Source organism: Borrelia coriaceae (assembly GCF_023035295.1).
Lineage (GTDB): Bacteria > Spirochaetota > Spirochaetia > Borreliales > Borreliaceae > Borrelia > Borrelia coriaceae.
On the sequence record NZ_CP075076.1, the window covers coordinates 56,795 to 80,977 of the forward strand.

23 protein-coding genes are annotated in these 24,183 nt (G+C 27.0%); 16 read left to right on the forward strand and 7 right to left on the reverse strand.

Annotated features, from left to right (window positions below):
• Window positions 1-34: 34 nt before the first annotated feature.
• Complete coding sequence (locus bcCo53_RS00305) at window positions 35-751, forward strand: 16S rRNA (uracil(1498)-N(3))-methyltransferase (protein ID WP_025407746.1); 717 nt, start codon at window positions 35-37, stop codon at window positions 749-751.
• Between the two features lie 185 nt (window positions 752-936).
• Here bcCo53_RS00305 and bcCo53_RS00310 read toward each other — a convergent pair whose 3' ends face one another.
• The 5 genes from bcCo53_RS00310 to bcCo53_RS00330 form a co-directional block, all read right to left on the reverse strand.
• Complete coding sequence (locus tag bcCo53_RS00310; RefSeq protein ID WP_028328149.1) at window positions 937-1,935, reverse strand: PASTA domain-containing protein; 999 nt, start codon at window positions 1,933-1,935, stop codon at window positions 937-939.
• Window positions 1,936-2,016: 81 nt separating this feature from the next.
• A complete protein-coding gene (gene fmt, locus bcCo53_RS00315) occupies window positions 2,017-2,952 on the reverse strand; it encodes a methionyl-tRNA formyltransferase (protein ID WP_025407748.1) in 936 nt (311 codons plus the stop codon).
• Window positions 2,949-3,446, reverse strand: coding sequence for a peptide deformylase (def, locus tag bcCo53_RS00320; RefSeq protein WP_025407749.1), 498 nt, complete (start codon window positions 3,444-3,446; stop codon window positions 2,949-2,951). The genes fmt and def overlap by 4 nt, the downstream gene beginning before the upstream one ends.
• 27 nt (window positions 3,447-3,473) lie before the next feature.
• A complete protein-coding gene (locus bcCo53_RS00325; RefSeq protein ID WP_025407750.1) occupies window positions 3,474-4,163 on the reverse strand; it encodes a hypothetical protein in 690 nt (229 codons plus the stop codon).
• A complete protein-coding gene (locus bcCo53_RS00330) occupies window positions 4,160-5,938 on the reverse strand; it encodes an aminopeptidase P family protein (RefSeq protein WP_025407751.1) in 1,779 nt (592 codons plus the stop codon). Before bcCo53_RS00330 ends, bcCo53_RS00325 begins: the two co-directional genes overlap by 4 nt.
• Window positions 5,939-6,053: 115 nt before the next feature.
• Here bcCo53_RS00330 and bcCo53_RS00335 point away from each other — a divergent pair, with 115 nt between their 5' ends.
• The 13 genes from bcCo53_RS00335 (at window position 6,054) to bcCo53_RS00395 (ending at window position 20,628) form a co-directional block, all read left to right on the forward strand.
• Window positions 6,054-6,944 carry a Cof-type HAD-IIB family hydrolase gene (locus bcCo53_RS00335; RefSeq protein WP_025407752.1) on the forward strand — a complete coding sequence of 297 codons (891 nt, stop codon included), beginning with the start codon at window positions 6,054-6,056 and terminating at the stop codon, window positions 6,942-6,944.
• A gap of 13 nt (window positions 6,945-6,957) precedes the next feature.
• Entirely contained in the window at window positions 6,958-8,196 is a 1,239-nt protein-coding gene (locus bcCo53_RS00340) for an aminopeptidase (protein ID WP_025407753.1), read from the forward strand.
• Between the two features lie 17 nt (window positions 8,197-8,213).
• On the forward strand, window positions 8,214-8,681 hold the full coding sequence (locus bcCo53_RS00345; protein ID WP_025407754.1) for a divergent PAP2 family protein: 468 nt from the start codon (window positions 8,214-8,216) through the stop codon (window positions 8,679-8,681).
• Window positions 8,682-8,703: 22 nt separating this feature from the next.
• Entirely contained in the window at window positions 8,704-10,173 is a 1,470-nt protein-coding gene (locus tag bcCo53_RS00350) for a hypothetical protein (RefSeq protein WP_028328150.1), read from the forward strand.
• Window positions 10,173-12,476 carry an RnfABCDGE type electron transport complex subunit D gene (locus bcCo53_RS00355; RefSeq protein WP_025407758.1) on the forward strand — a complete coding sequence of 768 codons (2,304 nt, stop codon included), beginning with the start codon at window positions 10,173-10,175 and terminating at the stop codon, window positions 12,474-12,476. Before bcCo53_RS00350 ends, bcCo53_RS00355 begins: the two co-directional genes overlap by 1 nt.
• Window positions 12,473-13,042: a hypothetical protein gene (locus bcCo53_RS00360; RefSeq protein WP_025407759.1), complete on the forward strand. Its 570-nt coding sequence runs from the start codon at window positions 12,473-12,475 to the stop codon at window positions 13,040-13,042. Before bcCo53_RS00355 ends, bcCo53_RS00360 begins: the two co-directional genes overlap by 4 nt.
• A protein-coding gene (gene prfB, locus bcCo53_RS00365; RefSeq protein ID WP_172641925.1) for a peptide chain release factor 2 occupies window positions 13,042-14,119 on the forward strand; the annotation gives its coding sequence in 2 pieces (ribosomal slippage) (window positions 13,042-13,097 and window positions 13,096-14,119; 1,080 coding nt in all). Before bcCo53_RS00360 ends, prfB begins: the two co-directional genes overlap by 1 nt.
• Window positions 14,101-15,510, forward strand: coding sequence for a hypothetical protein (locus tag bcCo53_RS00370; protein ID WP_025407761.1), 1,410 nt, complete (start codon window positions 14,101-14,103; stop codon window positions 15,508-15,510). The genes prfB and bcCo53_RS00370 overlap by 19 nt, the downstream gene beginning before the upstream one ends.
• 49 nt (window positions 15,511-15,559) lie before the next feature.
• On the forward strand, window positions 15,560-16,405 hold the full coding sequence (gene ftsY, locus bcCo53_RS00375) for a signal recognition particle-docking protein FtsY (RefSeq protein ID WP_025407762.1): 846 nt from the start codon (window positions 15,560-15,562) through the stop codon (window positions 16,403-16,405).
• Window positions 16,402-17,451 carry a hypothetical protein gene (locus bcCo53_RS00380; RefSeq protein ID WP_028328151.1) on the forward strand — a complete coding sequence of 350 codons (1,050 nt, stop codon included), beginning with the start codon at window positions 16,402-16,404 and terminating at the stop codon, window positions 17,449-17,451. Before ftsY ends, bcCo53_RS00380 begins: the two co-directional genes overlap by 4 nt.
• A gap of 1 nt (window position 17,452) precedes the next feature.
• Entirely contained in the window at window positions 17,453-18,700 is a 1,248-nt protein-coding gene (locus tag bcCo53_RS00385; protein ID WP_025407763.1) for an ABC transporter permease, read from the forward strand.
• Window positions 18,701-19,381 carry an ABC transporter ATP-binding protein gene (locus tag bcCo53_RS00390; protein ID WP_025407764.1) on the forward strand — a complete coding sequence of 227 codons (681 nt, stop codon included), beginning with the start codon at window positions 18,701-18,703 and terminating at the stop codon, window positions 19,379-19,381.
• Window positions 19,378-20,628, forward strand: a complete 1,251-nt coding sequence (locus bcCo53_RS00395; RefSeq protein WP_038364750.1) for an ABC transporter permease — start codon at window positions 19,378-19,380, stop codon at window positions 20,626-20,628. Before bcCo53_RS00390 ends, bcCo53_RS00395 begins: the two co-directional genes overlap by 4 nt.
• Window positions 20,629-20,659: 31 nt before the next feature.
• Here the strand turns inward: bcCo53_RS00395 and bcCo53_RS00400 are convergent, their stop codons facing one another.
• Window positions 20,660-21,946: a hypothetical protein gene (locus bcCo53_RS00400; RefSeq protein ID WP_038364753.1), complete on the reverse strand. Its 1,287-nt coding sequence runs from the start codon at window positions 21,944-21,946 to the stop codon at window positions 20,660-20,662.
• Complete coding sequence (locus bcCo53_RS00405; protein WP_025407767.1) at window positions 21,939-22,256, reverse strand: hypothetical protein; 318 nt, start codon at window positions 22,254-22,256, stop codon at window positions 21,939-21,941. The genes bcCo53_RS00400 and bcCo53_RS00405 overlap by 8 nt, the downstream gene beginning before the upstream one ends.
• 150 nt (window positions 22,257-22,406) lie before the next feature.
• On the opposite strand from bcCo53_RS00405, the gene bcCo53_RS00410 reads away from it, so the two are divergent.
• Window positions 22,407-23,675: a cysteine desulfurase gene (locus tag bcCo53_RS00410; protein ID WP_038364756.1), complete on the forward strand. Its 1,269-nt coding sequence runs from the start codon at window positions 22,407-22,409 to the stop codon at window positions 23,673-23,675.
• Window positions 23,676-23,758: 83 nt separating this feature from the next.
• Window positions 23,759-24,163 (forward strand): iron-sulfur cluster assembly scaffold protein, encoded by a 405-nt coding sequence (locus bcCo53_RS00415; RefSeq protein ID WP_025407768.1) that lies wholly within the window; start codon window positions 23,759-23,761, stop codon window positions 24,161-24,163.
• The last annotated feature ends 20 nt before the right edge of the window (window positions 24,164-24,183 follow it).

The window sequence follows — 24,183 nt, forward strand, 5'->3', positions numbered from 1 at the left end:
ATACAATATAATTAATAAGGAATTAAATATAGAAATGAACTTGATACTAATAAACAAAAATGAGCTTAAAGAAGGGCTCATGCTCAATGATTCAAGAGTAAAACACATTAATGAGATATTAAAACTTAAAAATAATGAAACATTTAAATTTGGTATTATTGGGGAGGAAAACATTTATGAATGCGTATATCAAAAAGACATAAAACTTTTTTTTAAAGAAAATCATAAAATAGCAAAGTCAAATAAGCTAAAAAAGCTAAAAGTAATAATTGGTTTAGTGCGACCAATTGCAGCAAAAAGAATAATAATGCACCTTGGAAGTATAGGAATATCTGAAATCATCTTTTTTAATGCTTTACTTAGCGAAAAATCCTACTCATGCTCCAAGCTTTTTAAAGAAAAGGAATATGAAAAATATCTAATAAAAGGCGCCATGCAAGGTGGTATTACCTACATACCAAAATTTAACATTTGCAATAATCTAATAAAAGTTTTAAAAAATATAGAATATGAAAAATCGGATACCACAAAAATACTACTTGAAAGAGAAAGCAAGCACAAACTAATTGACTTAAACATAAAAACAAAAAATACTGTTGTTATTATCGGTCCAGAAAGAGGATTTATAACGAAAGAAATAAACTTAATCAAAAAATATAATTTTAATGCCTATAACATTTCATCAAATATTTTAAAAACAGAAACATCTACAATCGTAGGATCCACTATTATCACCTCAAAAATGCAATAAATAAACATCAATGAAATATATTAAACTCAGATAAAATTTTTTATATAAAATACATTTATTAAAAGATAATATGCATTATCTTAAACAATACATATTTTTATAATAATATTCCTTTAAACATCAAAGCCTATCAAATAAATTAAAAACACCAATAAAAATGAAAAAATGTCAATAAACTTCAATATTCAATCTACCATTGTTCGATTTACAAGCTTATCATAAATATAAAGTTCAATCGTTGAACCCTTTAATACCTCATAAGGCAATTTAATAAGTCCACCCTTGGATTTAAAAGAATAAAGCAAAGCACTACTTCCACTAGAATCCTTTACTTTAACCATTATATCTACACTAGATGGATACATGTCTAATTTATAAGTCAAAATACCAAAAACATCTGTATTACTACTTCTTGGTTTGTTCATAGTAATTATTAATTTATCTGAATTTTCAACCTTACTACCGGCAGACAAAGACTGAGCAATCACATTGCCCAAATCACTGCCAGTCGATAAATTCACGTCAAAATCAATCTCATCATTTAAAAGAGAAATAATAGCATCTTTATAATAAAGCCCAACATAATTTTTTACATATTTAACAGGAATTTCCTCTTGACCTTTGCTTACTAAAAATTGAAGGTCAATTAAGCTTGCAATCTTAGTGCCTGGAGATGGCTCTTGTCGAATTATTATACCTCTTGGAAGAGTACTCTCAATTTCAATGGGTTTTAACAAATGATAAAGCATCCTATTATTATTAATAGCATTGGCGTTCAAATTAATAACCACATCATCAATATTTTTTCCAATGAAATTATCAACTTTATTGATTACAGCCCCTTTACTAACAAAAATTTTAACCTTACTATCAAGTCTTAAAACAGTACCTGCCTTAGGATTTTGATCTATTACCTTTCCCTTATCAAGATAAGTTGATGAAAATTTAAGCTCGACATAAGGAATAAGTTCTTTGTTTTGAAGTTCAGTAATTGCATCTTCAAGATAAAGTTCACTAAGATTTGGCACGATAACAATATCGTCTCCCTTTAGAAATATAAAAAATATCGCACACGAAATAATTAAAGAACCAAAAATAGTAAGTACTAATCCCTTAACTATATACTTAGGCAAAGTGAGTACTTTGCTATTAAAACTTTCATCATGTTTGCATAAATTATCAATAACATTTCGATCTTTACGCTCTAAAAATAAATTACTATTTGATGGTTTCTCATCATTCAATATTATGTTATCTCCTTATGTTTAAAATTTAAGAAAAACTTTACCTACTAAATCTCTATTCCCATTATAAAAAGACTTATAATCCATAACCTTTTTCCCGGCTCTTTGAAGCTCTAACAACAATAAAATCCCATCTTTAGTATTCACAAAAATACCTCGATTAGGATCAAAAGAAACAATTTGTCCTATCGCATGATCACTATAATCATTAGTCTTTATAAAATCAGCTCTATGAAAAATAATTTCATAATCATCAAGCTTGGCCCTTGCCAATGGCCAAGGATTACAAGCATTAATCCTATTTTTAATCTCAAAGGCACTCAAATTAAAATCAAGAACCCTATATTGCTTATTGAAAAAATAACAAAATGTTGCTTGGCTTGCATCTTGACTAATGCCAACATATCCTGCATTTAACTTACTTAAAGCTTCCAAAACAATATCAGAGCTACTTAAAGAAACATATCGGCAAATATCAGAACTTGTATTAAAGCTCTTTATTTCAAACTGACTCTGTGATAGAATGTTGCCACTATCCATTTCTAAAGCCATTTTTTGAACAGTAATTCCGCTAATAGTATCACCATTCAAAATAGCAGTTTGAATAGGGGAAGGCCCTCTATACTTTGGTAAAAGAGACGGGTGAACATTAATACAGCCCATTGGAAAAATATCTAAAAATTCTTGTCTAAATATCTTGCCATAAGAAAAAACCAACATAAGATCAGGCTTTAATCCCTTAACCATTTCTATTACATCAGAATTAAGTACCAAAGGATCTAAAACAGCAATATTTCTACTAATAGCCTCAATTTTAATGTCATTAGCTTTTACAGAAAGTCCACGGCCACTAGGCTTATCAGGCGCAGTTAGCACACCAACTACATTATACTGGTCTGACACTTTTTTGAAAACTTCTAAAGCAATACTCTCAGAACTTGCAAAAAAAATCCTCAACTCTTAACAAGCCTCCTCTTTTTCATATAAAGTTTCAACAATTTATTCCTAAGTTTATCCTCATAATAATCAATAAAAAGCACGCCTTTTAAGTGATCCATCTCATGCTGAATAATTCTGGCTAAAAAACTTGAATTTTCAATCTTAAAAAATTCACCATTTTCATCATAAGCTTCAATTATAATAGATTTTGGCCTCAAGAGATCATAATAAACCCCAGGAATACTCAAACAACCTTCTTTATAAACAGAAAGTTCAAAAGAGGTTTCCGTTATCAAAGGATTAATAAAAATTAAAGGTTTTGACATTGTATTCTCTCGAACCACAAAAATAGACGAATCTAGACCCACTTGAGGCGCTGCTAACCCAACACCATTATTAACATCCATCAAATTTATCATTTTAGAAACAGCATTCCTAACCCCATCATCAATATCCAAAACTGATTTTGTTTTTACTCGCAATAGATCATCAGGATAAAAAACTAATTCCATAAAACTCTCAACAAATCCAAACTCAAACTATGGTTTTATTTGCCCAAAAAGTTTCCATTCCTCGTTTTCTGCTTCGGAAAAATAAATACTACCTTTCCTAGACTTAGGAAAAGCATAAAGCTTATCCTCACTTTCATCTTTAAATACTAAAAACTCCTTAAGCTCTATTCTTGAAGGAACAAGTTTTTTTTCTTGACCATTCACCCTTAATCTCCAATGGCCATCCAATGTTTTATAAAAAAAAACCTTGTCATCAAGAGTGCTAATTTCATAGTTATTCTTTTTATGCACAATATCATCTAATTTATAAATTCCTAAAGCATAACTTAAAAACTCTTGATTGCCCTTAACAATATCCTTAATAAAACCAACATAAGCGGCCTTAATTTGCTCGCTCCTTGCATCAACAAAAAACAAGGTTGGACTTTTTTTCAAATTGATTTCATTAAAAATTTCATTATTTACATCAATAATTAAAAAAACATTGTTTTCAGCAAGAGCCTTAAGAACTTTATCATCTTCAAACGACCTTAAAAAATCTTTTATCAAATTATCTTCGATATCTCTTCCAACAAGTATTAAAACATTTTTATGTAACTTTTTGGCATCATCCATAGCATCCTTATAAGAATTATGAAAAATCATATCAGATGAAAGTGCAAATAAACCCACAAAACTAAAAGTAATCAATATTACAAATAAGCTTACAAATCTCATATTTTACTAGTTAATATCTCTAAAAATTTAAGCTCATCACCACTAAAATATTCTTTCAAACTAAAATACACAAATTTATGATAACTATTAACATAGTCTAATTCATCCTGTGATAACATTTCAGTAACTATTAACTCTTTCTCAAAAGGCACAAGAGTTAAATTCTCAAACTCCAAAAAAGTTCCAAATTCATTTGAATAACTTTGCTTCACAAAAACTAAATTTTCAGTTCTAATGCCATATTGAGAATCTCGATAAAGCCCAGGCTCAATTGAAGCAATCTCAGAACCTTTAAAAGCATAAGTAGACAAAGGACTAATAGAAACAGGAAGCTCATGAACATTAAGAAAAAATCCTACTCCATGACCTGTTCCATGAGCAAAATTCAACCCGTGCTTTAACAAAGGAAAACGTGCAATACCATCAAGAAAAGCACCTGAAGTCCCAAATGGAAATTTTAAAGATGCAAGAGCAATAAAAGATTTAAGAACTAAAGTATAATCTTCTCTCTCTTGATAAGATGCATCTCCAATCAAAATAGTCCTTGTAACGTCTGTTGTACCAAGTTCAAGGTACGAACCCCCAGAATCTATTAAAAGCAATCCATTATCATCAAGGGTTTTAGCCCCTTTCTTAGGCCTATAATGAGGCAATGCTGCATTCTCTTTAAATCCAACTATCGAAGCAAAACTAGAACTAAAAAATTCATCTCTTGACATCCTAAAATTTAAAAGCATATTTGCAACATCAACCTCGTCTAACTTAGCAAGCTCATCCTTACTTAAACTCTTAAATTTATATAAAAATTTAATCAAACTTACAGCATCAATAATATGAGCCTCTTTCATCTTACTAATTTCATAATCAGATTTTATTGCCTTAAGCTCACTAACAATGCTTTGTCCAAGTACCGCATTTGGCTTACCAATAGATTCCAATATTTTAACATTACTTTCAACTGGTATAAAAAATTGTCCTTCATGACTAACTTCTGCTAAAAACGAATAAAAATTACCATAATCTTCAATTTCAAAACCTTCTGTCTCAAGCCTTTCCCTTAAATCAAGATCAAGTTTATCAACATTAATAAAAAGAACATTCTTATATCTTTCACTTCTAGCAATAAACAAAAAAGCATAAAATAAAGCCGATGATTTAACATCCAAACCTCTTAAATTTAAAAGCCAAGCTATTTCATCCAAAGAACTCACAACACAAAAATCAATTGATTTTTCCTCTAACTTTGCATTAACTCTAGCAACTTTACCTGTTCTTTTATCGTTTTTTTGGGCATCACTCAATTCAAATATTCTATTATTCTCCAAATCAGGCCTACCTTGCCAAATTTTAGAAACTAAATCTTCATATAAAATCTCAATATCTGTATGTCTGCAATTTTTAACTAAATCATTATAAAACCTTATACTAACATCCTCAGCATAAATTCCAAGCCTTAAGCCCTTAAGATTTGTATTTATATAACTAAAAATATCTGGATACTCCTTAACTCCAAGCTTCATTAAGCTAAACTCAGTTCCTTTAAGTTCATCTGATGCCTGTAAAAAATATCTACCATCCGTGAAAAGCACTGACTCTGTTTCTGTAACAATTACTATCCCAGCACTTCCTGTAAATCCTGTAATAAATTCACGAATATTAAATCTAACATGAGAATATTCGCTCATATGCGGATCATAACTTGCTATTAAATATGCATCGATCTCGCTCTTCAGCATCAAATTTCTCAAAGACAACATTTTCGTACTAGTATCCATATAAGCAAGCTCCTTTGATTTTACTGTTGAACTTCATTATAACAAATAATTCAATTTTAAAAAATTTCTTTATTTGTTATAATGAAGTTCAACAGTAAAATCAAAGGACAAAAGTATGAAAAATATTAAGGCTGTTATTTCTGATCTTGATGGCACACTTTTGCTCTCAAATAGCCAAATAGGAGCTTTTAGTGAACTTGTAATAAAAAAAATATCAAAAGAAAACAAAAAGTTTATTATTGCAACAGGCAGAAGTAAAAATGAAATAATCCCTCTTATAAAAAACCTAAACTCACATATCTCATTTTTCATAACATTAAACGGAGCAAGAGTCTACAATAACCAATGGCAATTAATAAACAGTTATGATTTGTCCGCTGAAATTGTGAATGAGATTTTAGTGCTCAGAGATACCAAATACAAAGATATACCTCATTTTTTACAAAAATCCGAAGATATAGATGAAAGGCTTTATGCTGATAACATCACTAAAAACGCTATCGACAATATATTTAAAAAACACGAATTGTTAAAAAAACACAAATACATAAAACATGAACTACAAGATATAAACATACAATACCATGAAATCAATAACTTTAAAGAAATTAAAAATTTTAACAATATAGCAAAAATTTTACTATTGCATGATGAAGAATCACAACTAATAAAATATGAAGCAATCATTTTAGAAAAATACAGAAAAAAAATAAATGCTTATTTATCAACACCACACTCACTTGAAATTGTTAACAGCAAAGTTTCAAAAGGGAGTGCATTACAAGATGTTCTTAGAAGAATTAATATTAATTTAAATGAAGCAATTGCATTCGGAGACGGATTTAATGATGTTGACATGTTAGAAAATGTAAATAAAGGATTATTAATGGGCAATGCAAACTACAGGCTAAAAAAGATGTTATCATATTTAGAAATAATAGGGACTAATGATGAGGAAGCTGTTGCGCACTACATTAATGACAACATATTAGAAGACCCTGCATAGCACAGGACACAATATGGCAATAGACTTAATAAAATATGCAGAACTTGTTATCTTAAAAGGAATCAATCTACAAAAAAATCAATGTGTACTAATTACAGGCGCAATTGAAAATTATGAATTCATAAAGATTCTAGCACAAAAAGCTTACGAGAATGGAGCAAAATATGTAGAATTAAACATCGAAGACACTGATATCTTAAAAGCTAGATTAAACTCATCACCAGAAGAGCTCTTAAAGTTTATTCCAGATTTTAAGCGTAAATTTTTTGAAGAAATGGTAAATGAAAAATGGGCAAAAATAAGAATTGATAACACAGAAAATTTAGACGCACTAAAAGATAACGACAGTAAAAAAATATCAAACTATTTCAAAGCACTAAGTATAGCATCAAAAAAAGTTTCAAGCGCAATAATGAATAACGAATTACCATGGTGCATAATTTGTGCGCCAGGACCAAAATGGGCTGCAAAAGTGCTAAATAAACCTGAAAGTAAAGAAACATTAGAAGAATTTTCTAAAATTCAAAAAAAAATTATGTTACTCAACTCAGAGAATCCAATAAAAGCTTGGGAAATACATGGAAAAAAACTTCATAAAAGATGTGAAATTCTAAATAAACTCAAATTAGAAAAAATAATCTTTAAAAATCAAAAAACAAACCTAGAAATATACCTTTTAGAAAATTCTATTTGGACAGGAGGAAGTGAAAAGGTACGAGAAACCAATATTGAATTTAACGCTAATATGCCTACTGAAGAAGTTTTTACAACTCCAAACTACAAAAAAACAAATGGTATTATGTATACTACCCGCCCAGTCACGATACTTGGGAACCTAATAACTGGAATATGGCTAGAATTCAAAAATGGAAAAGTAATTAACTTTGGATGCGATGATGAACAATCAAAAAAAATATTAAAAAGACACATAGAAACTGATGTGCAAGCACAATATGTGGGAGAAGTTGCACTAGTAGATAGTAACTCCCCAATATATCAAAGTAAGCTTACATTCTACAGCATACTATACGATGAAAATGCAAGCTGCCACATTGCACTAGGCAATGCCTATACCTCTTGTTTAAGCAATGGACAAGAATTAAAGACTGAAGCTGAAAAATTAAATTATGGCTGTAATGTTTCTTTAATTCATACAGATTTTATGATCGGAAGCGATGACATAAACGTTATCGGCATTGACAAATCAGGCAAAGAACATACAATAATACAAAATGGACAATTCGTAACATAAAACGAGGTAATCAAATCATGATAAAAGAGTTATTCACAAATAAGCTTTTCTTATCTTGTTTCACTTCAGGAATTATTGCACAAATGATTAAATACGTTATCCAAGCAATGAAAACAAGAAAACTTAAACTAAATCCAAAATACCTCTTAAAAAGCATCTTCTTAGAAACAGGAGGAATGCCTAGTAGCCACTCTTCAACAGTAACAGCTCTTGCAACATCAATACTACTAACAGAAGGAATAAATACTAACTTTATAATTGCTTTGGCCTTCGCCTTAATAACAATAAGAGATTCATTCGGTGTTAGATACATGGCAGGAGTCCAAGCAGAATATCTAAACGCTTTGTCAGAACAACTAAAAATGAAAATCGAAATTGAACCTTTAAAAATCAAAGTAGTTAAAGGACACAAAAAAAAAGAAGTATTTACAGGAATACTTATTGGAATAATCTCTGCATGGGCAATATGTAACCAAATAACATAAATAACAAATTATAAAGGAAAAAATGAAGCTACTAAAGTTTTTACATATACAGACAATATTATTGCTAATATCTTGCAACATGGCAAAATTTGGAGATTATAAACCAATATACTTTAAAAAAGAGAAAGATTTAAAAAGCGCAAATGACTACATAAACTCATTAGGATATAAAACAATATCTGAATACACAACAAAAGTAAATATATTGGACTTTCCCAATTTCAAAGAAATAACAATAAATAAAATAACCCATCTTAACGACTATGATCTTAGAAAAGATCTATTTTTAAAAAAATTGTCCAACCTCTTTAATATAGAAAATAAAAAAATACTCTACGTTGAATCAGCATTCACCAATAGCGATTTTAAAAAATTAAAGCAAAATCAAAACCTTGAAGCAGAAATGCACTCATTACACTATAAAACTAAAATTAAATATTTTTCAAGCATGACATTCATAGCAATCATAATACTTTTATTACTCTTAAACATCAAATATGCACCCTTCATAATCCTTTTTTTAATAAGTTCATGTACCATATTCATATTCAATGATGAGACACTCTATTTCTATCCTTTGACTATATTATCTTACCTACTATTTACATTAATTGATCATTTCAATAAAAATTATAATAAAATGTATCTAAAAGATATTAGTTTTGCAGTATTAATTAATAAGATTAAGATTCCAATATTTCTATTTTTATTCATAGTATTATACTTTATTATAATCATTAACTTTTTAACCACCAATCTCGAATCACCTCTTATTATTTTTGTATCAATATCAACACTTTGTATTTTTTTAATATTCACTTGGATAAAAACTGAAAGCAACTTCCAACATACATTTCTATCCTTAATTGAAATAAAAGAACAAAAACGAGAAACAAAAACTCTAAAATTTAAGATCTTCATACATATCATGCTGTTTATAACCTCATTAATGCCATTTTTTTATGCACAAAATATACTCAATTCCTATAAAAATTTTAATTATCTTTACAGCAAAAAATTGAACTATTTTGACTATTTAAATCCCAATAACATCTACTTAATGGTGGGACACAATGAAGAAATTCCAAACATTGTAGGTTACATGTATCACATATTTTACCAAAATGAACTTAAATATAAAATCACATCCGAATATGGCAAAGTAAACACAAATGTCCAAGAGGACTATTTTGAAATAGAAAACAACAAAATAACTATCAATCCAAAAACCGTATACAAAGTAAACAAAGAATTTATATCTAAAAACCTTAATAAAGAACTCTCAAGATTATTCTTATCAAATGGAAATCCAATATTAATATATAAAGAAACACCCGCTAATATTAAAATCAATAAAGATAATTTTACAATTTTATTTGCCCTTTCATTACCATTTTTTTTATTGCTATTTCTATTTAAAGCAATAAGGTTTACAATTCTTTTAAATATGAGTGAAAAAAACTATAGAAAATATATTAGAGGAAATATCTAATGTCTAATTCAAAAACGATAAAGACAAAAAATCAGTATAAAGTAAATATAGATGAAATTCAAATACCTGAATGTGTTTTAATCCCACTAGAAACAGAAAATTCAAAGCCCACAATATACATCATTGAAAATCAAAAAATCTCAGAAGAGCAAATATTGTCAAAAGATAAAAATGTAGAGCTATACACATATGCCCCAATATCTGGAACAATAGAAAAAATATATACCGCTAATCTTCCAAATGAACAGCAATTAAAATCAGCATTAATAAGATTCCATGGAAGAATCAAAAACGACCAAAAACCAGCTGTTGAGGAAGAATCAAGAGAAAAAACACTAGAAAAGTTGATTCGATTAGGAATCCCATGGTTTAATGAACATTCATTATTTCAATACGTAAGTAAATGCAACAAAATAGACAAAATGCTTTTATTAATAAATGGAAAAGATCCATTTACAAATATCTCAGAAATATTGATAAAAGAAAAATTAAATGAAATCATATATGGCTTTGAAACAATCGATAAAATATTCAAATTTAAAGAAATACTAATACTACTTAGTAATCATCATTTAAAAAAAGAACTTGAAAGTTTAAATACTTTTCAAAACAAAAGATTAACAATCAAATTAATTCCCAATACTCCATATCCATATTCAAATCACGCAATAATAATGCATTTTTTATACAATGAAGAAGGCACAAAAAATAATATAAACCCAAATAAAAATATACTCCTAGCTAATATTGAGGACCTTTATAATGTATATAACACGCTTAAAACAAACTCACCTTATAAAGAAAAATTTATAACCATCAATGGCAATAAAAAAATACAAAGTCAAATAATCAAAGTCAAAATTGGAACATCTGTCCAACAAATAATAAATCAAGATATTGACACAAAAAAATATGATATATTCCTAAACAATCCAGTAAATAAGACAAAAATAAACAACCTAAATATACCTATAACAAGAGATATATACAGTATTACAATATTAAAAAAAGAATCAATATTTAGTAAAATAAAACTCTTCAAAAAATCTAGTTTTTCACCACTATATATGGAAGAGATTATTCTCTCAAAGCTCAAGAACAAAAATAAACTTGCTAATAACCCATTAAAATATCTACAATATACTGAAACTGAAATAGAAGATGAAATAAATAAAGTTAAAAAAGAAATAAAAGAAAAAATTTTAAATCTAAGCCTTCATAATGAACCAATATACACTGAAAATAATTTAAAAGATATTTATTTAACTATGATCTTAGCCTTAACACCTAGTTTAATATTTTCTTTTACAAACAACACAAAATTTTTAATTGATACTGCAATATTAACAATTATAAGCTTGTGCTCATACCTTCCAATAATGCCAAAATCTCAATATAAATATCTCTCTTTTTTCGTATATACTCCTTTAATTATCAGTATAATATTACCCTTAAACTTATCTATCATGCTCAAAATAACGGCGCTACTTTTTACATTTTTAATATTTTTTTATTTCTCAAAGCTTTCCAAATTTTTTGTAAATCCCATATTAATTTCATTTGTATTTTTAATATTAAATTTTCCATTAAACTTTAAACAAGCATATTCCAAAGAACTTGCAAGACAAAAAGATATAATTCCTACTTGGAATAAAATAATGAATCAAAATTCAGATATTCAAAATTTAGAAAGCTTAAAAGACTTTAAAAGACATGAAAACAAATATATTGACATGATTGAAAAATTTATCAATGACAAAATATTGTCCCATCTCAATATAATGATACCAAGATTTCACATTGAAAACCTGCTTGGGTTACAAAACGAAAAATACTTATCCCCCATTCTAATTTACATTGGTTTTTCATTTATACTTGGCAAATTTATTATAAATACATTAATACCGATATCTTTTTATATAAGTCTACTACTAATTGCTTATATACTAAAAATCCTTGGTCTTTACAGCTATATAAGTTTTGATATATTAAGTTTAATAATATCACCAATTCCAATGATCTTAATATTTACAATGGGCACAGAACTGCAAATAGTTCCCCCCTTTAAGTTTGAACAAATGCTATATGGCTTTACATTATCTGTAGCATATTTTACAACATTAAGCTACATTCCACTTGAAACTTTATCAGCTGTAATATCCATTTTCATACTACAGGTAAGTTCAATATTAATAAAAAGATATAGTTTAACATTTCAGATTAAAAAAATAATGCATCATTTAAAAACTAATAAAGCAATAGAATACAAAAATGAAAATGGAGAAGAAATTATAAAATTATGAACAATAATCTAGTAACCTATTTAATAATAAATAACCTATTACTAATACACTTTATAGGAATTGAAGATATAAAAGTAAAAAATAATAAGACATTGTCAAAAAAGTATTTAATTATCATAATAACTGCTCTATTTACTTATTCAAGTCTTTTCCATATTTATAAATTATTATCAGAATATAACTTATTACTTATAATACCAATGATATATATAATATTAATATATACACTAACGATCATACTAAAAACATTAAATAATATCTTAATTGCTTACAACAACAAATCAAAATATTCAAACGATTTTGTACTATCCAATAGTAGCTTTACTGCAATAATATTTTTTTCTCTAGATAAAAATCATAACTTTCTAGAAGGCATTACAACGCTTATTCTATCTTCACTTAGTATCTTAATATCCCTCATATTAATAAAATTAATCAAGAAAAACTTTGAAACAAAACTAACATCAAAAATCTTAGTCAATGAAACAATGGATTTTTTTATAATGTTCATTTTATCTTTAATTCCAAATATAATTATACTAATAAATAATATCGAGGGTTCATAATGAGAGAAAAAATAAACGAACTTTTAGAACAAATTGAAAATGTCTGGAGGAAGCTTTGACAGTGATAAAATCAAAGCTCAACTTAAAGAATACGAAAAACAAATAAATGACAACAATTTCTGGAATGATAATAAAAAAGCACAAGAGATTCTTCAAAATCACAATATTTTAAAAGACAAAATTGAACCTTGGGAAAACTTGATATCCAAACTACAAGACTTAAGAGAACTATACGAAATTGCAGAAAGCGAAAAAGACATAGCATTAATCGACAACGATATTAATAAACTAAAAGAACAGTATAAACATCTCTTAACATTATCTTATTTTAAAGAAGATATTGATATATACAGTGCATTTTTGACAATACACTCAGGAGCAGGTGGAACAGAAGCTTGTGATTGGGTTAACATGTTATACAGAATATATCTAAGATACTCTGAGAGACGTGGATACAAAACAGAACTTATAGACTTACTTGAAGCTGAAGGTGGCATTAAATCTGTGACAATTGAAATAAAAGGAGAATATGCTTATGGACTTTTAAAAAGTGAAATAGGAATACATCGTCTTGTAAGAATCTCTCCTTTTGACGCTGCAAAAAAAAGACATACATCTTTTGCATCTGTTTTTATTGATCCTGTAATTGATGATAAAATTGAAATCATAATTAAACCAGAAGATATTAGAATTGACACATATAGAGCATCAGGAGCAGGTGGACAACATGTTAATAAAACATCATCAGCTGTCAGAATTACTCACCTTCAGACGGGCATAGTAACTCAATCTCAAACCGACAGAAGCCAACATAGAAATAAAGAATTAGCAATGAAAGTATTAAAATCAAAACTTTATAAATACTACAAAGCACTAGAGCAACAAAAAAATAAATCTAAACAAGAGGAGAAAAAAGATATATCTTGGGGCAATCAAATAAGATCTTATATCTTCCAACCTTATACTTTAGTAAAAGATCACAGAACAAAATTTGAAAATCCAAATATTATCTCTGTTATGGATGGGAACATCGATAACTTCATAGAAGAATATCTCAAATGGAAAAATTTAAGTTAACTATAATAATATTATTTTTAATAATAACAATAAAACTAGCATACACTCAAAGTAACATTGAATATGGTTTTTCTTATATCATAAACACACAAGACGAAAATCAAAATCTTAAAGAAAGTCTTGAAAAAACATTAGATAGAATTTACAAAACCATAAATGAACATACTGTCAATGACAAAGACAAAGATTTTATCAGACACATTTACATACACCAAAACATAATAAACAAAGAAAAAGAAATCAGTAAACTCAAAGAAGATATGGACAAAAAAAGACTCAAAAATGAAATAAGCTCAAGAGAAGAAAATAAAATAGAAATACAAATTAATGATCTTAAAAAAGACATTGAAAACATTGAGATTAAACGAAACGAATTGGAAGAATACCTTATAAATTTAAAAAAGATGAAAGCAAAATACATAAAACATAAAGAAAAGACACACTTATCAAATTTGAACACAGAATTTTTGTTAAACCAAGAACTATTTTTTATTAATTATATACAATTTAGAAAAGTAGAAAAACATTATTTAATTGAAATTAGCAATATTACTCCTCAAGGAGTTAGGGTTAAAAAAGAAATTTTTAAGCTATCATCCTCCGTTGAGGATATCGCACATAAAATAGCAAAACTCAGCCTTGAAGAAATATTAGGAAGAGAATTTATTAATATTAAAATTAATGTCATCAATAATTTAGATGCAAAAATATATATAAATGAAAAATTTGTATCAAAAGGAATATACAACAATGAGATATGGGATATTTCCGAACTCCCAAATAAAGAAATTATCATTAACATAACAAGCACAAACTACAAACCATACACAGTAAAGCAAAAGGTAAAAAACGGAGATACAATTAAATTAAATATTAACTTACAAAAAGCAAATTCTAAAAAAATATTAATTACAAGTAATATAACATCTAAAGTATTTAAAAAAGGAATATTTATAGGAGAAACACCAATTGCAATTGAAGCACCTGAAGATACAGAATCTATTTTATTACAAGCTCAAGGATATAAAAACATATTTAAAATAATAAATAAAAATGATAAAGAAATTAATGTAGAAATGTTAAAAGATAATAAAAGTGAACTTATTACAAAAAGAGATAATTTTTATATTAACCTAGGAATCTTCACATTAAACTTAATAGGTACTGCCTTTGCCATAACAAAATATAATGAATCATCAGAACTCTATAATATAGCCTTAAGGAACATTCGTATAAATAGAATAACACCTCAAGACCTATACAATGCAAAAGCAGAACAAATGATTACATCATTCTTACTTGGCACAGGAATGACACTTTCTATAGGCAGCTTTATACCATTAATAATTCATCTGGTACAATATATTAAAGAAGCAAGCAGAGGTCACTAAATTATTGTAAAATAACTTAGTAAACAATAAAAATAGGAGAATTAGACTTTTGGGTATTTTTACAAAGATAAAAAATTTATTTAAAAACAAAGAAAAAACACAAATATTTGAAAATTTAGAAGATATTCTCTTAGAAGCAGATATTAAAAATGATATAGTAATCGAAATAATCGAACATATAAAAAAAATCAAAGTTAAAGATGAAGAATACACACTCTCAAAACTAAAAGACTTCCTGAGAAGTTACATAAACCAACAATCCCTTAACTTAGAAAATAAAAAATTAAATATCTTATTGATAATTGGAGTAAACGGAGTTGGCAAAACTTCAAGCATCATCAAGCTTGCAAATAAATTTAAAAATGAAGGTAAAAATGTATTAATAGCTGCAGCAGACACATTCAGAGCAGCAGCAATTGAACAAATTAAAATACAAAGCGAAAAAATTGGAATTAAAGTCATATCTCAAAATCAAGGAAGCGATGCAGCAGCAGTAATATTTGACAGTATTTCAAGCGCAAAAAGTAAAAATTACGATATATTAATAATTGACACAGCAGGAAGACTTCAAAACAAAGAAAATCTAATCAAAGAACTCAAAAAAATGGATAATGTAATCAAAAAGCAAATGGTCGAAATAAATGTTAACTACAAAAAGATACTAGTAATAGACTCTATTTCTGGGAAAAATATAAACAATCAAACAGAAATATTTAACAAAGCAATAGAAATTGACGGAATAATAGCTACAAAATTTGACTCATCATCTAGAGCAGGCGGAATAATAAACATATCTAAGATATTTAAAAAACCAATATACTTTTTTACATTCGGAGAACAAGTGGAACATATTAAAGAATTTAACACTGATAACTACTTAAATAAGTTACTATGACAAAAAAGATAATAACATTATTCTTAATATTTTTATTTTTTATAATACCGAATGCATATGGACAAAGCTACTTCATATCAGATGTATTTTTCAATAAATACCAGGAAATCTATGAAATACCACAAACAGGATTCTACATTGAATACATAAAAGTTAATGAAATTGAAAAATTTAGTCTATTTAAAGATCTACAACTGATCAAATATAAAACACAAGAAATAATAGAAGACAACAAAAAAAAATTAACATTCTATAATGCAAAAAACATTAAAACAAAAGAAGAAATTTATGATAACTTGAATAATAAAATACAAGAAACTAAATATAGCTCCAAAGGAACAGTCCTTGAATCTGTAAACTATTTTTATAAAAATAATGATTTAATTTACAAAGAAATCAAAATTTTAAATCAAAAACCGAAAAAACTACATTATATGAAAGACAATAATGGCAAGCTTTTAAAAATAACAGGTTCAGACTTTCAAGTATGGAATTACGGAATCAACGGAGAGATAAAATCAACATACTTTGACATCAAAAAATCCACAACAAAAGTAATCCAATATGACGATCAAAAAAGGCACTTAGAAAGCATAATATTAGACAATAACAAAATCAAATCTAGAGAAAAAAATAGCTATCTAGACGACAATGAAGTAATCAACATAACAGAAGAAGATACCACAAAAACTATATCAAAATATAAAGGCCCCAACTTAATCAAAAAAGAAATATATAAAAATAATGAAATAACAGAAATAAGCAACTTTGAATATGATGAATCTGGGAACATTATAGTTGAAAATATAACTGTCAAAAAAAATAAAAAAGATCATAACACTAAAACAAAATACGACTATTATCCTGATAAGAAATTAAAGTCAAAAACAATTTATGAGAATGACTTAATATTATTAAAAACAGACTATTTCAATGATCATGAATACGAACAAGAAATATATTATAATGGAACTCCTATCTTTAAAGTCAAATATAAAGATGATGAGATTATTGAAGAAATAAAAAAAGATACTAATAGAGATTAAAATGGGATTAAATAAGTTTTTACTGAAAAGATTAATCTTAGATGAACAAAATAGCTTATCACTTACAATTGTAATAATCTTAAGCATAGCTCTTGGACAAATTATTATAATTATAACAATATCAATAATGAATGGATTTCAAAATGATTTTTTTACAAGCATATCTACATTAGAAAGTGGAAATTTAAAAATTGAAAACAAATTAAACGATCAAGAGATTAATGCTCTTAAAGAGATTAAAGAAATAATTCAAATAAATAAAATCTACGAAACACAAGGAATTGGAATTGAAAACTATTATTATCCAAGTATCCTAAATATCATCGCACTTGACACAAAAGATATTATAAAAGATAAAGATTTTATACTTTTAACAGGCCTTACACAATCTGAACTCCAACTTAACGACAATGAAATCATAATAGGAGATGTACTCTCACATAACTTAGGTCTATTGGAAGGAGACACAATAGGATTAATATTAAGTGATGAAATACAAAATTTACAAACATTACAAAATGAAATCAAATACTTTAAAATAAAAGCCATTTTTAAAAGTAATTATCCTAAAATAAACGAATCTACAGTATTCATGAACATTAACTACTTTTACAAAAAACAAATCATAAAAGACTCAGATATTAACTATCAAATAAAAACAAAAAACTTATATCCTAGCAAAAGATTAACCAATAAAATAAAAAATATTAATCCAAATATTCAATTTAAGCCCTGGTATGAATATAACAAAGAATTCTATAAAGCTTTAAAAATAGAAAGAAATACAATGTTAATCATCTTAACAAGCATATTCCTTGTAATTGCCGTTAACACATATTACTTACAAACGAGAATAATAATCAATAAGAGCAAATCAATTGCAATAATATTATTCTTAGGCCTTAAATCACAAAAAATTAAGCAAATTTTCTTACTTCACTCAACAATAATCTGCATACTTGGAGGCATTATTGGATTAATTGCAGGTATTATAATATCTTTAAACATCAATGAAATTTTAAATGTAATTGACATTATAATAAACAGCTCTATTAATACTATAAATTATATATTCAAATTAAAACTAGAAAATATAGAAATAAAGATAGTAAAAAATACAATTACACCTAAAATATTCTTCGGTGATTTAATGTTCACGCTATTCTTTGCTTGCCTATTTACAATATGCTCAAGTCTAAAGGTCACACAAAGGATCAAATATACTGATAAAATAAACGGAGCATCATAAATGAAAAATATACTATGTATCAAAGCAATACATAAAACATACACTAAAAACAAAACAAAAATAAAAGTACTAGAAAATTTGAGTTTAAACATAAAAGATGGGGACTTTATTTCAATTCAAGGCAAAAGTGGATGTGGAAAATCAACACTTTTTAACATAATATCAGGAATTGATAAAATGGATTCAGGAGATATAATCTCATGTGGAATATCTTTAAAAGATGCAAACGAGAAAACTCTAAGCCTATATAAAAATAAAAAAATAGGTCTTGTATTTCAAAATCATAATTTGATTGATGAGTTTAATGTATTTGAAAATATTATTCTACCTAAAATCATAGAAGGAGAAGATAGCTTAGAGCTAATTAATAGAAAAGCTTTTCGATTAATGAAAATATTAGAAATAAACACAAGAGCAGAACATTACCCTTCCGAACTCTCAGGAGGAGAAGCACAAAGAGCAGCTATTGCAAGAGCTTTAATAAATGAACCTAATATAATCTTATGCGACGAACCTACTGGTAACCTAGATATTATCACTGCAAAAACGGTAGAATCTCTATTAATAGACACAGCTAAAACATTACGCAAAACTCTAATTTTAGTCAGTCACAATCCAGAATTTTCAAATAAAGCAGATACAAAATATGAACTAAAAGACAAAACACTAAAGAGAATATGATGCGCCCAAACATTAAAGAACTAACAAAAATAGCATACATAATATTTATAAACTCAAAAAATAAAAAAGCCCTAATTGGTTCTGGCATATCCTTAAGTTTAGTAATGATCCCTTTAATTATTGTTTACTATATGTCAAACAACATAATGAACTCCACAATAGAGCAATACATTGAAAATGAAGGATTTTCAGTACAAATTGAACATAATGAAGTTCAAAACGATACATATCTTAGATCTAAACTAGAGAGATTAAAAAAAGAATACCAAAATGATGCACTAAGATATTTTTTTGAAAGGAGAACCTACGGAATAATCGGCAATAACAAGAAACAAGGTATATTAATAAGAGCAGTAGAGAAGAAATTTATTGATGAGAATAGGCATATAAAATTAATAGATGGCAAGAAAAGCCTTAACAAAAATGAAATACTGATATCAAAACACATCAAAGACAAACTTAACTTAAACATTGACGAATCCATCTACATAGTAGTACCCAATAATAAAAATCAAAAGATATTTCCAAGAGTAAAAAAATTTAATATATCTGGAATAATTGAAACGGGAATAAGAGAACTTGATAAAAATTTGGTTCTCATTTCACTACAAGATTCAAACATAATGTCAGAAAACTTTTCTAAAAGTATAATTGGCATTTCTATTAGACACAATACCAAAGAAAAAACTGATAATCTAAAAAAAAATATTGAAAAAGAATTTCAAAAATATAAGATAAAAACATTTTACGAACTTTATTTAAACAAATATACAAATTTAGATATCAGCAAAAAACTCTTAATATTTATTATGGCATTTATTGTAATCTTTGCAAGTATCAATATATCCTCATCTCTTTGTATGTTAATACTTGAAAATAAAAAGAAGATAGCAATATTTAAATCAATTGGCATGAATAATGCAAGTCTCAAACTAATATTTATACTAATAGCATTTGTTCTAAGCTCAATATCATGCATAATAGGCATAATCATTGGAAATTACATAACCATTCACATAGAACAGTTAATTAATATAATAGATATTATTATTAATACAATCTTAAAAATATTTGGAGCTGATAATACAGAAATTTTAAACTCTGAATATTATATATTTGAATTTAACATTCAAATAAACAACACATTCAACCTAATTATTCTTTTATCCTACACACTAATTAGTATTGCAACAACACTGCTCCCTCTAAATATTATCTCAAAGTTTAAAGAAAAAGAACTCTTATAGATAGCTCACAATATTCTTATATAAAAAAACACTATTTTGCAACCACATTTATGATCCTAATAGAAGCTAACTCTTCTTTAATATTTGGATAAATCTCTTTTGGAAAGAGAGTCTTTAACGAAAAACTTTGCCTAGAATAAGGTTTAAGAAAAGAATTGACTTCAGAAATTAACTTACGTTTCAAAGACCTAATAATATGACTATCCTTAGCAATATAAGCCACTTCAATTTCCAAATCCTTAATATTATCCTTTGAATTATTATAAACTTCTATTAAAGAATTGGCCTCATAAAGTCCAAAAGGCTCATTAAAATAACTACCAAGATATTTAAAATTCAAAATTGAAGAATTTGTATCTAAATTAACACTAGAAAAATTATCAATTTCACCAAAAAATTCAATTAAACGTATATCAAGTACCATTTTTTTAGGATGCCCATTAATCTCTTTAGAAATAGTGTATACAAAATCAATTGGAGCATATACACCCCTACTCCACTTGTTAGGAAAATCACTTGTTTTCTCAAAAACTTTATTTAAAACAGGCTTTCCTAAATCATCATAAACAGTAACTCCATAAGAAATCTTTTTAATAGGATCTTTAGTTGAAACAACTCCTGCTTTTAACTGATAAGCATGGGAATCTTCAAAAACTAACACCTTAGCATCTTCAACTTCAAGATGATATAAAACATAAGGAGCTGCAACAATACTAACAGATTCAACTATTAAATCAGATGCCCTTGTAACTGAAGGTAAGCCCTGAGGTATGATCTTTTCAATACCTTCGACTCCACCAAGATCATCATAGCCACTAACAAAAGAATGCATTACTACTGTATATGTAATAAATGCAATAATAGCTATTAATATAAAACTTAACAATAATATTAATAATCGATGTTTTAACCTTAAAGCTTCATCATAATCTTTTAAATCAATCCCGCTTACTATCCCAAATTCTCGAGCCTGTAAACTCACATGAATAAATTTTTTATTTAATTCTTTACTATCTATTCTTTTTACAAGTCTTTTATAAAGATAAAAAAATGAATTAAAAATAGACTTATCATGAAGAGAATACAAATATATAGTCTCAAGTTGTCTTAAAGAATCACTCAATTTTCCCATTTGCTCTAATTGCAATGCCCTATCATATACATTAGAGAAACGCATTTCAATATTTGCAATATCAGCATCAGAAATATCCGACCGTTCAATAATTCCCTTGATATCACTTGCTTTTAAAACCTTACTTTTATACTTAGATATCTTAGATAAATAAACTTTAATCCTTTCCTCAGAAGTTTTACTCATTATCTTCTAATTCATCAACTTTCTTTAAAAGCCAATAAGCAATATTTTTAGCAGTATCTTTTGTAATAGAAATTCCAACAAAAGAATTTATTAAAATTATTTTCTCTTTAGAACCCCTCACCTCTCCAGAAATCTCTTCTAAAACACCTTCTTTAGTCTTAGTATAAACAATTTCCTCAGGAATCTCTGTTGATTCAAAAACAAGATCACAGAAAATCTCTCCAGTATTAGTTACACTACCATAAATATTATTAACAGGCACTAACTTATAATCTTCTGATTTTTCAAATCTGTAAGTTATTTCTTTCATAAAACCAATTATAACATAAACATAACCTTATTAGATAAACAGATATCCGAACACAAATCGACCTAGGAAAAATAAAAATACAAAGGATTTACATGTAAAAATACAATAAAAAATAATGGTATAATCTCTAAAATACAGGATACTAAACAAATGGATCTTAACCTTATAAAAGACAAAAACGAAAAAATCAAAATGCTCAGGAAAGACTTCCCTATTCTCAATCAAACTATTAATAATAAAAAAATCATTTATTTTGATAATGCCTCAACCTCTCAAAAACCACAAAGTGTAATTTCATCTATAGCCGAATACTATACACAATACAATGCAAATGTTCACAGAAGCGGACATAGGCTTGCAATACAAGCAAGCTTAAAAATAGAAAAAACAAGAGAACTTGTAAAAAAATTTATCAATGCAGAGTCTTATAAAAACATAATATTTAATTCTGGAACTACAGATGGAACAAATACAGTAGCAAATTCACTGCTCTTTTCAAAACTTTTAAAAGAAAATGATGAGATCATTACAACAACACTCGAACACAACAGTAACTTGCTTCCTTGGATAAATATTGCCAAATATTTAAACTTAAAAATTAAACTTGCAAAATTTAACGAAATGGGAATTATCCAACCGGAAAAAATAAAAAATTTAATTACAAATAAAACAAAAATTATTACCATATCTGGCATAAACAATATATTAGGAACTATTCAGGATTTAGAAACAATTGGCAAACTTGCCAGAGATAATAATATTATCCTGTTCATAGATGCAGCTCAAATGGCACCACATATGAATATAGATGTAAAAAAAATAGACTGTGATTTTTTAGTATTTTCAGGACACAAAATGTTTGCTCCAACAGGAATTGGTGTTCTATATATATCAGATAAAATTATAGATAATCTCAACAGTTCCAAACTAGGAGGCAACACTATAGAAGATATTTACATAAAAAATGGAGATATTAACTTTAAAACTCTTGAATCTCCAAATAAATTTGAACCGGGAACACCAAATATTGCAGGAATCATTGGTCTTGGCAAAGCAATAGAATATATTAATAATATTTCAATGGAATTTATTCAAGAACATGACAGAGAACTGACTGAATATTGTGTTGCAAAGTTAAAAGAAATTGATGAGGTTGAATTCATTCTAAGCAAAAATATCAAACGAAAATCAATAATATCATTTACAATAAAAGATATTCACTCACACGACATCGAGACATATCTTGATACAATGGGAATCGCAATTAGAGCTGGAAAAACTTGTGCTTACCTTGCATTCCTCTCAGAGGATATTAAGAAAGACCATCTACTAAGAATAAGTTTTTACTTATATAATACAAAAGAAGAAATTGACACTTTCATATCTTGCCTAAAGCAAACGATAAAAGCATTTTATTAAAAAAATTACATAAATACAAAACTTAAATTAAAACAATATAAATTATTATTGATTTAATCAAACAAACCTCTTAAAATTGAAACATGTTTTCAGAGGAGACAAAAAAGGAACTAATAAAACTTAGCAAAATAAAAAAGTATTATTTTAAAGCAGATAACAATCAAAATACAGTATATCACCAGTCTAAGTGCGGTGACAAAATAACATTCCAAATCAATGAAAACATCGAAAGAATTAGATTAAAATATAACGCATATGGATGCATAGTTTTTCTATCAAGTGCTTATGTCTTAACCAAAATATGTGATAATAAACCTAAGAAAACAATACTAGACATCATAACAAAAATAACCAATAACAAGTTTAAAAACTTAGAAGAAATTAACCAAAGTCTTAAGAATTTTGAAAACTTCTTATATACAAATAGAAAAGATTGCTTCATTTTACCATACAAAGCTCTAAAAGAGATCTTAGATACCATTAAATAACTCTTAATTTAAGGAGAATT